Source organism: Saccharopolyspora spinosa NRRL 18395 (assembly GCF_000194155.1).
Taxonomy (GTDB): Bacteria; Actinomycetota; Actinomycetes; order Mycobacteriales; family Pseudonocardiaceae; genus Saccharopolyspora; species Saccharopolyspora spinosa.
In genome coordinates, this window is the sequence record NZ_GL877879.1 from 248,301 (window position 1) to 260,454 (window position 12,154).

Annotated in this window: 9 protein-coding genes and 1 pseudogene; 5 read left to right on the forward strand and 5 right to left on the reverse strand. The window is 69.1% G+C overall.

All coding sequences use genetic code 11. The features are described from left to right. Positions 1-216: 216 nt before the first annotated feature. Positions 217-1,445: pseudogene (locus SSPN_RS44740) on the forward strand (ISL3 family transposase). A gap of 115 nt (positions 1,446-1,560) precedes the next feature. On the opposite strand, the gene SSPN_RS60060 reads toward SSPN_RS44740, so the two are convergent. Both SSPN_RS60060 and SSPN_RS44745 read right to left on the reverse strand, forming a co-directional pair. Then, on the reverse strand, positions 1,561-1,884 hold the full coding sequence (locus SSPN_RS60060) for a hypothetical protein (RefSeq protein ID WP_237710845.1): 324 nt from the start codon (positions 1,882-1,884) through the stop codon (positions 1,561-1,563). Next, the gene (locus SSPN_RS44745) at positions 1,772-2,785 is read right to left on the reverse strand and encodes an IniB N-terminal domain-containing protein (protein WP_010307765.1); all 1,014 of its coding nucleotides are present in this window, start codon (positions 2,783-2,785) and stop codon (positions 1,772-1,774) included. The genes SSPN_RS60060 and SSPN_RS44745 overlap by 113 nt, the downstream gene beginning before the upstream one ends. Before the next feature lie 284 nt (positions 2,786-3,069). Between SSPN_RS44745 and SSPN_RS0120275 the strand changes: the two genes are divergently transcribed. Both SSPN_RS0120275 and SSPN_RS0120280 read left to right on the forward strand, forming a co-directional pair. Then, complete coding sequence (locus SSPN_RS0120275) at positions 3,070-4,431, forward strand: Hsp70 family protein (RefSeq protein WP_083821983.1); 1,362 nt, start codon at positions 3,070-3,072, stop codon at positions 4,429-4,431. Positions 4,432-4,454: 23 nt separating this feature from the next. Further along, positions 4,455-6,908, forward strand: a complete 2,454-nt coding sequence (locus SSPN_RS0120280; protein WP_044574687.1) for a LuxR C-terminal-related transcriptional regulator — start codon at positions 4,455-4,457, stop codon at positions 6,906-6,908. Positions 6,909-7,394: 486 nt separating this feature from the next. Here the strand turns inward: SSPN_RS0120280 and SSPN_RS0120285 are convergent, their stop codons facing one another. Next, positions 7,395-8,462: an alpha/beta hydrolase gene (locus SSPN_RS0120285; protein ID WP_010307777.1), complete on the reverse strand. Its 1,068-nt coding sequence runs from the start codon at positions 8,460-8,462 to the stop codon at positions 7,395-7,397. A gap of 168 nt (positions 8,463-8,630) precedes the next feature. Here SSPN_RS0120285 and SSPN_RS0120290 point away from each other — a divergent pair, with 168 nt between their 5' ends. Beyond that, positions 8,631-9,185 (forward strand): NADPH-dependent FMN reductase, encoded by a 555-nt coding sequence (locus SSPN_RS0120290; RefSeq protein ID WP_010307781.1) that lies wholly within the window; start codon positions 8,631-8,633, stop codon positions 9,183-9,185. Positions 9,186-9,414: 229 nt separating this feature from the next. After that, the gene (locus SSPN_RS0120295) at positions 9,415-9,912 is read left to right on the forward strand and encodes a Dps family protein (protein WP_010307785.1); all 498 of its coding nucleotides are present in this window, start codon (positions 9,415-9,417) and stop codon (positions 9,910-9,912) included. Positions 9,913-9,975: 63 nt separating this feature from the next. Here SSPN_RS0120295 and SSPN_RS62175 read toward each other — a convergent pair whose 3' ends face one another. Beyond that, positions 9,976-10,869, reverse strand: coding sequence for a LuxR C-terminal-related transcriptional regulator (locus tag SSPN_RS62175; RefSeq protein ID WP_192814545.1), 894 nt, complete (start codon positions 10,867-10,869; stop codon positions 9,976-9,978). Between the two features lie 196 nt (positions 10,870-11,065). Beyond that, entirely contained in the window at positions 11,066-12,139 is a 1,074-nt protein-coding gene (locus tag SSPN_RS0120300; protein WP_010307788.1) for an NADH:flavin oxidoreductase/NADH oxidase, read from the reverse strand. Positions 12,140-12,154: the final 15 nt, after the last annotated feature.

A 12,154-nucleotide genomic window follows, 5' to 3' on the forward strand; every position in this document is an offset into this window, starting at 1 on the left:
CGATCACGGCGTCGATTGTGGCGTGCCGCAGCGATTAGAGAAACCCAAACGGCTGAACTCACATCGCCGACGGGTCCGGGGAGTGCAAAAAGGCGGCTCTTGTGATCGATTAGTGGGCGTGTGGCCTGGGGTTGGGTCCGGAAGATGAAGGCACGCCGTCGCTTTGGGCTAGGTTGTTGGTTGCGAGATCAACAAGCTGATCAGGGAGCGAACGACGTGCCGGATGTCAGTGTATGGCGCGCGATGGCGGGTCTGGACGACAGGACCGTGATCGAGCGTGTGGCTTTCGAAGAAGGCCGTCCTGGCCGCACCGTGAGTGGCGGAGTGTGGATTGCGGGCTGACGCAGATGTGGCTGGCAGCCGACGCGCCCAGGGTGCGCTGTGCCGAGCACGGGGTGACTGTGGCTCGGGTGCCCTGGGCTCGGCATGGTGCCGGGCACACGCTTGTCTTTGACGCCCAGGTGGCGTGGCTGGCGGTGCGAACCTCGAAGTCAACCGTGCGGGAGTTGCTGCGAATCGCATGGAAAACGGTCGGGTCGGTCATCGACCGGGTCTGGGCCGACATCTCCGCTGAGATCGACCTGCTCGACGGGGTCCGCAAGATCGGGATCGACGAGGTTTCCTATAAGAAGAACCATCGCTATCTGACGATCGTGGTCGACCACGACACCGGTCGGGTCATCTGGGCCGCGCCGGGCCTGGGCGCCGCCACGTTGAGCACGTTCTTCGACGAACTCGGACCCGAACGCACCGCGGCCTTGACCCACGTCAGCGCTGACGCGGCGCACTGGATCGCCTCGACGGTCACACAACGCGCCCCGCAAGCGATCTTGTGCGCCGACCCGTTTCACATCGTGGCCTGGGCCACCGACGCCATCGATACCGTCCGCCGCCAGGAATGGCGTGCCCTCAAAGCACTCGCCGACACCGAACGCGCAGAACAGGACCGTCGTGTCGGCCGCCCCACTGCCGATGATCCGAAGCCGGAAACCCCACGGCAGGACCTGGCCAGGGAGTTCAAAAACGCCCGCTACTCCCTGCTGAAAAATCCCGACAACCTCACCCAGGACCAAAGCCTCACCCTGAAGTGGATCACGGCTTCCAGCCCCCGCCTCCACGAGGCCTACGCGTTCAAAGAGAAACTCCGCATCGTCTTCCAAGCCAGGGGTAAGCAGGGCAAACGCATCCTCGACGCCTGGATCAAAGAGGCCGGGCGCAGCACCCTGGAACCCATCCAGAAGCTCTGCAAGTCCGTGGTCCGCATCCGCGCGTCCATCGAGGCCAGCCTGGAGCACGGGCTGTCTCAGGGCCTGATCGAGTCCACTAACACCAAGATCAGACTCTTCACCCGCATGGCCTTCGGGTTCCACACGCCCCAGGCCCTGATCGCCCTCGTCATGCTCAACCTCGGCGGCCCGACACTCACCCTCCCCGGGCGCACTTAACCCACACATACGTCAGGAGAGCCAAAAAGGCCTGTAATTCGGGGATGGAACGCGTGAAATGCCGGGATCCGCTATGTCGCGAATCCCGGCATTCAGTCGCTCACTGCGTTCAGGTTCAGAGACCCAGGTCTAGCGGCAGGGCGGCGGTGTGCGCCACGCTCTCGGCGCCGCCACCGACGACCGGCAGGTCACTCGGGGCCGACAGGGCGGAGGTCGCGTCACCGGCCGGCAGCCCGGAGGTCCCGTCCTCGACCGGCAGGGCGGAGACGTCGCCAGCGGGCACGCCACCGACGACCGGCACGTTGCCGGCGACGTTGGTCACGTCGTCAACGACGCCGCCCACGTTGGTGATGTTGCCACTGGCGACGTTGACGACCAGATCGCCGGCGACCGGGACGTTGGCCACGGTCGGGGTGATGTCGCCGACCACGTTGCCCACGACCGGGGCGTTGGCAGTTGGCAACGACCGGGGCGTTGGCAACGATCGAGGTGACGTCGACACCGGTCACGTCGCCAACGGTCACGTCGCCACCGGTCACGTCGCCCACCACATTGGTGACGTTGGCGGTGATGTCGCCGACGACCGGGGCCTTGTTGAGGACGTTCAGGACGTCGACGTCGATCGCGTTGCCAACGATGTTGACCACGTCGTCGTGGACGATGGAGCCGGCACCGCCGGTCAGGTCGACGCTGGTGTCGAAGACGTGGGTGGCGGTCTCGTTGGCCTGGGTGACGTTGCTGCCCACGATGCTGCCGACGATGTTGCCGTTGGCGATGTCGTTGTTGCTGGCGACGTCGTGGACGCTGACCAGGTTGAACGAGTCCGTGTAGTTCTTCTCGACGTCGATATCGACCTTGTTCGACGGAGCCGGGGCCGGAGCCGGAGCCGGGGCCGGGGCCGGAGCCGGCGGCAGGGTGGCGTCGACGTCGTTGTCCTTGCCGTAGTCGGCGGGGGTGGGCTTCAGCATGGTCAGTTCTTCCTGCTCGATTGGATGTGCGGGATGCAGTTGGTTGATCGCGACGTGCTGGGCGCTCGCAGCGAACTGCTCGACGCTGCTCTGGAGTGAGCGGTCGTACTTCGCCACGACCTCGACCGGCGCGTAGTCGAGAACCAGTGACGTGGCTTGGAGTACGTCTGTCGCGGTCATGCCCCCGAGGCCGGCCTGACCCAGCGTGGCTTGCGGATCGGCGTCGAAGGCCGACCGGGCGGCCGGGTCGCTGACGAGGCGAGTGAGGAACTCGTACAGCGTCGGCTCGTCCGATTGGCTGGTGGTGGAGTGCCTCCCGGGGTCGGGGGTGGAGGACTCGGCATGACCGCTCGCGTGCTGAGGGTTCACCATCGTTGGGCCTCCCGATGCTCAGCGGTACTCGGATGGGTGTCCGAGTGAGGTCATGCGGTCCCTCACTCCTGTGTTGATCACCGTAGGGGCGCGAGCGCCCCTGTCCATCGGGAACGACTCCTAGTTATCAGGGTCTCTATTAGGGGATCCTGTAGGTGATCCTTTGGGGGGTAGCTTGGGGTATCCGACACCTGTGTGTAACCGAGTGCACGCTAAATTGTGTCCACCCTGCGCCACGGGGGCATCGCCCGTTGGTGGCCGATTCGGTAACGCGAAGGGATTGCATGCCTTACGTCTTGGGCATTCATCTGGGGGCTACGGCGACCACGGCTGCCATCGCCCGCCGCGACGGTAGCCGGTGGGCATCGGCCGTGCCGGTCGCGCTGGAGGCCGGTCCGGTGGTGCCGACGGTGCTGTGCAAGGTGCAGGACGGGTCGTTCGTGGCCGGGGAAACGGCCCAGCGGCAGGAGATCGCCCACCACGAATGGGTCACGCGCGGCTTCACCGCGCGGCTGGGCGACGACCTGCCGGTCTTGGTGGGCAGCGAGTTCATCCCGGCGCAGCGGCTGGCCGCCACGATGATCGAGTGGGTGGCCGACGCGGTCGCGCACCGGCAGGGGCATCCCGCCGAGCACATCGCCATCGCGCACAGCGCCACCTGGGGTCCGCATCGCACCCGGCTCGTCCACCAGGCGTTGGTCCAGCTGGGGCTGACGGACGTCACGATGGTGGCCGAGCCGATGGCGGTCGCCCTGGACTACGCGGCCAAGCAATGCGTTTCCGAGCACGAACCGGTCGTCGTCGCCAACGTTGGCGGCAGCGGCTTCGACGCGACGGTGCTGCGGCGGCGGGCGCCCGGGTTCGAGGTGGTCGGCTCGCCGCTGAATGCCGATCACCCCAGCGGCCAGGACCTGGACGACGAGATCTTCGCCATCGTGCGCGCCGAATTCGGTGACCGGCTGGACGCGCTGGACCTCGGCGACCTCAACCAGCGGGCTGCCCTCGCGCACCTGCGTGCCGAGTGCGTTCGGGCAAAGGAAGCGTTGTCGCGCCAGCCGAGCGTGCAGCTGCGGGTAGAACTGCCAGGGATGCGAACAGAATTCGCATTATCTCGCTCGCGGTACGAACAGCTCGCTCGGCCGCATCTGGAGCGGGTGCCCGAGCTGATCCTGCAGGCGGTGCAGTCGGCAACGCTGTCGCCGGACGACCTCGATTCCGTGGTGCTGGCAGGCGGAACTTCGCGCACCCCGCTGCTGAAGAAGCTGGTGGCCGAGCGGTTGAAGATGCAGCCGCAGGTCGACGTCGCGCCCGAGTTGGCCGCGGCCGGTGGGGCGGCGCTGGCGGCGGTGCAGGTGCTGTCGGCCGACACGGACGAAGGTTCAGTGGCCGAGACCAGCGTGCTGATGCGCATCGAGGGCCCCGACGAATCGTTCGACCTCGACGCCGAACCGGTGGCCGCGCCGCGTCCGCCGGTCGAGGTGGAGCCGATGCCGCTGGAACCACGGGACGAGGATCGCGCCCGCCGGATCAAGATCATTAAGCTGTCGGTGGCCGTCGTGCTGATCATCGGTGGCCTGCTGCTCACCTTCTTGCTGCCCAATGGTTTCAGCGGCGTGCTCGGCGCGATCCAGCACATGCGCCAGTGACCCGGATGACAAGGATTCCAGGCGTGAACCACTCGACGACCCCCCGTCCCGCCCCGATGCCGGACGGGCACGCGGCCGGGCTGCGGTCGGCGGTCGCCGCGGACCCGACCGCGTCGCTCGTCGCTGGGATCCAGGGCGCCGGGGGATATGGAAAGACGGTGCTGCTGGAGCAGCTCGCGCGCACCTACCGCGACGCTGGGGTGGCGGTGTTCGGCACGAACGAGCTCGCCCGGGCCGACGAAGGCGCCGTGCTGGTCGACGACGCCCACCGGCTGGGCGAAACGGTGCTCGGCGAGCTCCGCGAGATCGCCCGGCGGCCCGGGGCGCGATTGATCGTCGCCTACCGGCCGGGGCCGCGACCTGCGGCGTTGGCGGAGCTGATCGGCGACCTCGGCGCGCCGGTGCTGCTCGCCGCGCTCGGGCGCGAGGAGATCGCGGCGCAGGCCGGATGGGCGGCGCCGGATTGGATCGGCTGGTTGCACGCGCAGACCGGGGGCGTCCCGCGCTACGTGAGCAGGGTGCTCGCGACCGCCGAGCCGGGCACGGCGGAGCTGCCGTCCCGCGCGCTCGACCAGTTCCAGCACGACCTGGACCAGCTCGGCGAAGCCGGCTCGGAGTGCGTGACGGCGATGGCGGTCGGCGCGACCCCGCACCCCGACCTGCTCGCGGCGCTGCTGGAACTCACTCCAGAGGCAGTTGGTTCCGCGCTGCTGGCGATCCGGGCCGGCGGATTGGTCGGCGCTGATGACGTGCTGCTGCCGATCGCCCGGGCGGCCTCGCTGCGGCTGACGCCGTGGGAACTGCGGCTACGGGTGACCCGTCGCCTCGTCGAAATCCAGCTGGCGCGCGGTAGTTCGGTGCTGCCGCTGGTCAGCCCGCTGCTCGGGGCAGACATCGCGTTGCTGCCGGAATCGACCCTGGCGGCGGCGTTCGAGAAGGCTGGCGAGGAGGCCTTGCAGTCCGCGCCGCACCTGGCGCGACGGCTGCTCGCCGCAGCGGTGTCGGCCGGAACTCCACCCGCTTCGGTGGCGGCGCGGCAGGCACGCGCCGCCGCAGTCGCTGGTGATCTGGACGAAGCGCTGCGGCTGGCCGATCAGGTGATCGTCGATGATTCGGTGCCGGACAAGGAGCTCGGCGTGCAGGTCGCGGCGAGCGTCCTGGCGCACCGGGGGCTGCTGGAGCGCTCGGCGGAACTGTGCGGGTGGTCGGTGGGGCGGTTGCGCTGGCCCGGAGACCGGGCGTTCGCAGCGGTGGGCCTGATCGGAGCCGGTCGGCTGGGCGACGCCGAGGAGCTGCTGCGTTCCACCGACGACGCCGGGCCGCCGACGTCTATGACCGGTGCCGCCGCGCAACTCGCCGCTGGAGTCCGGGAATCGGTCGTGGGATCGGCCGCGACGGCACTGTCCACATTGGTGCGCGCCGCATCGCTGTCGGAGCCGGTGGGGCGCGGTGCCCTGGTGCCGGATAGCCCGGCGGCGGTCGCCGCACTGGTCGCGCTGCACTGCGGCGAACTGGACGTCGTCCAGTCCACGTTGGACAAGGCGATCGGCTCCGGCTCCGGCGGCCCACTGCTGCACTACCGGCACCGGCTGCTGGCGGCGTGGTTGCCGCTGTTGCGGGGCGACACGGTGGCCGCCCGCGCGAAACTCCCCGTGGCCGAGCTGGCAGCGCGAGATCGGCTGCTGGCAACCGCGATCGAGGCTGGCATCGCGAGCCGGGACAACGACATGGCGGCTTTGGCCGCCGCTCGCGGTCAGGCCCGGCAGGCCGTCGCCGAGCACTCGGTGGACCTGTTCAACCTGCTGCCGCTGGGAGAACTCGTGGTCGCCACGGCGCGGCTGCGGGACCAGGATTGGATCGCGCCGTACCTGGCGGAGGCGCGAGCGCTGCTGGACCGGCTCGGCAACCCTCCGCTGTGGACATCGATGCTCACGTGGAAGCGCCTACAGGCCGCGGTTGTGCTGGAAGAGCTGGACGAAGCGCAGCAGTTCGCGGGAGAGCTGGGCGGCATGGCGCACCACAACCCGCTGGCGGCGGCGATGGCCGATGCCGCTGGCGTGTGGCTGCGAATACTCGCGGGTCAGGTCGACCAGGACGAGGCGGAGCGGGCGGCGCGGGCGCTGCACGCGGCCGGGCTGGCGTGGGACGGAGCGCGGCTGGCGGGGCAGGCGGCGATCCGCACGGCCGATCGGCGCGCGATGCTCGCGCTGCTGGAATGCGCCCGGGCGTTGCAAGGCAAGCCGCCGCGACCGCGCGCGGTGCGTGGGGCGATGTCGGCGGAGACCGACCTGCTCAGCGAGCGGGAGAAGGAAGTCGCGGAACTGGTCCTCGCCGGGTTGACTTACAAGCAGGTCGGCAAGCGCCTGTTCATCTCGGCGAAGACGGTGGAGCACCACATAAGCCGCATAAAGCAACGCCTCGGCTGCGCCAACCGCGAAGACCTCCTCAACCGCCTCCGCGAACTCCTCGGCCACTGACGAAACGGGGGCCGTGAGCCTTTTGGGCAGCTATGTCAACGAAAAAGACTCACGGCTCCGGACCTGTAGAAACGCGACCGCATACGGATGCGGTTCAGCTCTCGCGCAATTCCGGTGCCTGGAAACCGGTCACCCCGCGAACTCGCCGCTCGTAGCGCGGCCACGCGGATCACCGCCACTGAGCACTCGGGTTCGAACTGCGGGAGTGCCCATGAGCGCGTTTGGCGGGACTGTGGAGGCTGTTCTGGAAGGTGCGGCGTGAAGCGAACGGACCGTTTGTGACGTCTATGGACGTGGAGGATCCGTTCGCCTCACGGGTTCCTGCCGCTCTCACGCTGTCGTGGTGTGAGGTGAACGGTCCGTTCACTTCACAGGCTGCGGCGTGTGGACAGGTGGCATCGCCGTTTCAAAGGCAGAAACCCCGCCCCACCGCACCTTGGACGACCACTTCCCAAGCAGCCATACCGCAAACCGCTCGTGAGCGGATCAGGTCTTCTGCAGCGACAGGGCGGCGCGGAGGGTGCCGACGATCTCGAACAGCGCCTCCTGGAACCGGCCGCCGATCGGGCGGAGGTTGGCGAAGCCGTGGATCAGGTCCGGGAACCGCCGGGCGATCACTGGCACCCCGGCGTCCGCCAGCCGCTGCGCGTAGGCCTCGGCCTCGTCGCGCAGCGGGTCGAACCCAGCCGTGACGATGTGCGCCGCCGGCAACCCGCTGAGGTCCTCGGCGAGCAGCACCGAAAGCCGCGGGTCGTGGCGCACGTCCAGGTCGGGCGCGTAGTGGTCCATGAACCAGTTCATGTCGCCGTCGGTGAGCAGGAACCCCTTGCCGAACAGCTCGCGCGACCGCCGCCGCGTGGTCGCGTCCACGGCGGGGTAGATCAGCAGTTGGAACACCGGCTTCACCAGCCCGGACCGGGTGGCGTGCAGGGCGACCGAGGTGGCCAGGTTGCCGCCCGCGCTGTCGCCGCCGACCGCGACCAATTCGCTGCTGGTGCCCAGCTCGGCGGCGTTGTCGACGGCGTACCGGTAGGCGTCGATGCAGTCGTCCAGGGCGGCCGGGAACGGGAACTCCGGCGCGAGGCGATAGTCCACCGACAGCACCCGGATGCCGGCGTGCTTGGCGAGGAACCGGCATAGGTCGTCGTGGCTGTCCAGGTTGCCGATGACCCAGCCGCCGCCGTGGAAGAAGACCAGCAGCGGTCCGGCTTCGGTGAGCTCGCGCGGCCGGTACAGCCGTGCCGCGAGCTCGCCCGCCTCGGTCGGGATGCTCCGGTCCGCCACCACCACGCCGGGCACCGCGAACATGGAAGTGATCTTGGTCGACCGCCGCATGCCCGCGCGGGCGAGCTCGGGCGTGGCCGCGGCAAGCTGTTCCTGGCCGCTGAGTCGCTGCAGCTTGAGCAGGAGTTGGGCGTCGAGGGCGAGCTCCTGGTCGTCCAGCCGGATCGGCCGCCCAGCGAGGAGGCGTCGCACAGGCTGGGGGAGCGAGAAGATGCCGCGGACGGCGGCGGCCTCCAGCGTCGGCTGTACCAGTTCGAGGACCTTCGGCATCGGCGTGACCTCCCCGGGAAGGTGACAGGTTCTGCTGAGGTTACCCGCAGGTAGCTGTGGTGTGGGACACGACGGGTCGGCTTTGACCTCGAGCGAGCTCTAAGTCGTAGCGTGGCGGGAAGTCCTGCGAGGGGCGACAGGTGCAGCTTCTGGTGAAAGGATCAGTGCATGACGGTGACCGTGGTGGGGATCGGCGGATCGGTCCGACCGGATTCGCAGTCCGAGCGAGCCCTGAACGCCGCGCTCGCCGGGGCGCGTGAAGCGGGGGCGAAGGTCCACGCGATCACGGGCAGCAGCCTGTCGATGCCGTTCTACGACCCGCAACTGACCGAACGCACCGACAACGCACTGGAGCTGGTGGACGCCCTGCGCACCGCGGACGGCGTCATCCTCGCCTCGCCGGGCTACCACGGCACGATCTCCGGACTGATCAAGAACGCCCTGGACTACGCAGAAGACCTGCGCGGCGACGACCGCCCCTACCTGGACGGGCGAGCGGTGGGCTGCATCGGCATCGCCTACGGCTGGCAGGCGACGGTCACTACGCTGCAGGCGCTCCGCTCGGTGGTGCACGCCCTGCGAGGCTGGCCGACGCCGCTCGGCGGAGCGGTGAACTCGGCCGAAACGCAATTCGAGACCGGAGGCGAGTGTGCGGACGAGAAGGTGGCGAACGTCCTCCGCGCCATCGGCCACCAGGTGGTCGACTTCGCCAACCGCAGCTGATCTCCTGCTTGGCGGTGCGGGTGGCGGAACCTCGGGCGCAAGCCCGGGCTGCGTGCATGACCTGCGGCTTCGAGATTGCCCTCGCCAGACGATGTCCGCGCAGGTGGGTTGAGCGGTGTGGCGCTCGCGACAGATCCCCACGGCCCTGCATACCGCTTCGAAGTGCGTGGGTACCTCACAGGCAGCACCCTCGAAGGGTCTGCTCGCGTTCGAGGAGGTAGCAGCGCTCATGGCTCAGAAGACCGCTTCGAAGAAGGCCCCGATCACCAGCCCGTTGGCCGACCAGGACCGGGAGATCACCGGCAAGGTGCTGCAGGGCACGCTGCTGGACATGATCGACCTGCACCTGGTGGCGAAGCAGGCGCACTGGAACGTCGTCGGCAGGTTGTTCCACGACGTGCACCTTCACCTGGACGAGCTGGTCACCACCGCGCGCGGCTTCGCCGACGACGTCGCGGAGCGCGCCGCCGCCATCGGCATCTCGCCGGACGGGCGCGCCTCGACGGTCGCCGACGGCTCCGGGGTGCCGAAGTTCGACTCGAACTGGCGCAGCGATCGCGAGGTGGTTCAGGCGATCACGAACACGTTGGCGGAGCTGAACCGTCGGCTCCGCGAGCGCATCGACGAGACCGACAAGACCGATCTGGTGACCCAGGACCTGCTGATCGGCATCGCGCGGGAGCTGGAGAAGTCGCACTGGATGTGGCAGGCCCAACTCGCCGAGTAGCGCCGGATCCGTGAGTGCTTTCGGGCGTTTTCGGGAGTTGTGGGGCATTTGTGGGAACTCGTCCTACCTGGAGGTTCCGATGGCAGCCCCAGCCTGAGCGGTCTGGTTCCGCCTCGCCAAGCGGTGTGAAGCGAACGGACTGTTCGCCACCGTAGACGGCACGAACGGTCCGTTCACGTCATTCACCTGACGTGCTGCCGGGCTGCTGGGTTGAAGCGAACGGACTGTTCGCCTCGGTAGGTGGCGCGAACAGTCCGTTCGCTTCAACAAACACGTTCCGGAACAGCCGCTGTTGCAGCACCCGAAAGTGCTCACGGGCGTTACAGCTGGGAACAGGTTCAGCGGCCCGCGTCGCGGACGAGTAGGGCCAGCTCGTCGGGGACGAGCAGGGCCAGCTGCGCGGTTGGTCAGGTTCAGCTTCGCCAGGGCCCGGCTGGCGTGGACGTTCACCGTGCCCTCGCTCATCGCCAGCTCCGCCCCGATCTCCGCGTTCGACAGCCCTCGAGCCACCGCTCGGACCACGGCGTCCTCTCGGCGCGCGGCGCTGCGCATGGACGCGGTCGTGTCGCGCGTGACCAAGCGCAGCCGGAATTTCCTCGGCTTCGGCTGCCTCGTCATTTCCGTGGTACAGGTCATCGCCACGGCGGATCCCAGTTCGTCGAACACCGCGCGGATCATCGGCCTGGTGCGAGCCGTCATCGGCGTTGTCGGCGCGATCCTGCTCGCGTCAATGCTCGCCGCGCTCGTGCTGCGCCGTTCGTGCTGCGCCCGTTCGTGCTGCGCCGCGCTTGTGCTGCGCCCGTTCGTGCTCGCCGCGCGCGTGGTGCGCCCGTTCGCGCTGCGCCTGCTCGCGCGGTTCTTCGCGCGTTCGGAACCGGCCGTCTGGCTTGGCCTCCGCAATGCGGCGGGCGATCCGCAGCGCACCGCTGGCACGGCGACCGCGATCACCGTCGGCATGGCCCGGGTGGCGAGACGGCGCGGAGGATCTCCGCGATCGAGCCCGCCGCCCTCGGCACCGTGCTCACGCCGAAGATCACGGCCGGTAGCTAGAGCCCTGCTTCCGCAGGTCCGGGGCCGTGCGTCTGTTGGGCTTCCATCCGCAACACAAAAGACTCACGGCCCCGTGCTCAGGCCAGACCGGTCCCGGCAAGGGTCAGACGCGGCGGGCTCGTTCGTATTGCTTGGGCCAGATGTTGTCCGCGTGCAGGAGGTCTGCCGCTTGCAGCGGCCAGTGCGGGTCCCGGAGGAGTTCGCGGCCGAGCAGCACCGCGTCCGCCGAGCCGGACGCGACGATCTCCTCCGCCTGCTCCGGCGAGGTGATCAGGCCGACTGCCGCCGTCGGGATGTCCGTCTCCGCGCGGATCTGGCGGGCGAAGCGCACCTGGTAGCCAGCGCCGATCGGGATGTCGGCCTTGGGCACCGCGCCGCCCGTCGAGACGTCGATGAGGTCCACCCCGCGCTCCGCCAGCAGCGTCGACAGCCGCACCGAGTCGTCGCCGGTCCAGCCGCCGTCGACCCAGTCGGTCGCCGAGAGGCGGACGATCAGCGGCTTGTCGGCCGGCCAGGCCGCGCGCACGGCTTCGGTGATCTCCAGCAGGGCCCGCACCCGGTTGTCGAAGTCGCCGCCGTAGCGGTCGGTCCGGTCGTTGACCAGCGGGGAGTAGAACTGGTGCGCCAGGTAGCCGTGCGCGAAGTGCAGCTCGACGACGTCGAAGCCCGCCGCTTCCGCCCGGCGCGCCGCCGCCGCGAACTGCTCGGGCAGCTCGGCGACCTCGGCTTCGGTCAGCGCGCGCGGCGCGGCCTGGGTGCCGAAGGCGTTGCCGGTCGAACTGACCGACTGCCAACCGCCCTCGGACGGCGGCACCGACTGGCCGCCCTCCCACGGCGGGGTCGTCGACGCTTTGCGGCCGGCGTGCGCGAGCTGCACCGCGGTCGCCGCGCCCTGCGCGTGCAGGAAGTCGTTGATGCGCTGCCACGCCGCGACCTGCTCGTCGTTCCACAGCCCGGTGTCGTGCGGGCTGATCCGGCCTTCCGGTACCACCGCGGTCGCCTCGCTGATGATCAGCCCGGCACCGCCGGTGGCGAACTGGCCGAGGTGCACTAGGTGCCAGTCGTCGGGCACACCGTCGGTGGCCGAGTACTGGCACATCGGCGAGACCCACGCACGGTTCCGGATGACGACGTCACGCAGCTTGATCGGTTCGAAGAGATGGCTCACGACGGGCATGGACGTTGTGGCGGA

What these genes read in the sequence shown, in the direction of transcription:
- SSPN_RS0120295 (WP_010307785.1), top strand. Translation starts at nt 9,415, where the DNA reads ATGGCTCAGAAGACCGCTTCGAAGAAGGCCCCGATCACCAGCCCGTTG.
- SSPN_RS0120290 (WP_010307781.1), top strand. Translation starts at nt 8,631, where the DNA reads ATGACGGTGACCGTGGTGGGGATCGGCGGATCGGTCCGACCGGATTCG.
- SSPN_RS0120300 (WP_010307788.1), bottom strand. Translation starts at nt 12,139, where the DNA reads ATGCCCGTCGTGAGCCATCTCTTCGAACCGATCAAGCTGCGTGACGTC.
- SSPN_RS0120275 (WP_083821983.1), top strand. Translation starts at nt 3,070, where the DNA reads ATGCCTTACGTCTTGGGCATTCATCTGGGGGCTACGGCGACCACGGCT.
- SSPN_RS62175 (WP_192814545.1), bottom strand. Translation starts at nt 10,869, where the DNA reads ATGCCGACGGTGATCGCGGTCGCCGTGCCAGCGGTGCGCTGCGGATCG.
- SSPN_RS44745 (WP_010307765.1), bottom strand. Translation starts at nt 2,785, where the DNA reads ATGGTGAACCCTCAGCACGCGAGCGGTCATGCCGAGTCCTCCACCCCC.
- SSPN_RS0120285 (WP_010307777.1), bottom strand. Translation starts at nt 8,462, where the DNA reads ATGCCGAAGGTCCTCGAACTGGTACAGCCGACGCTGGAGGCCGCCGCC.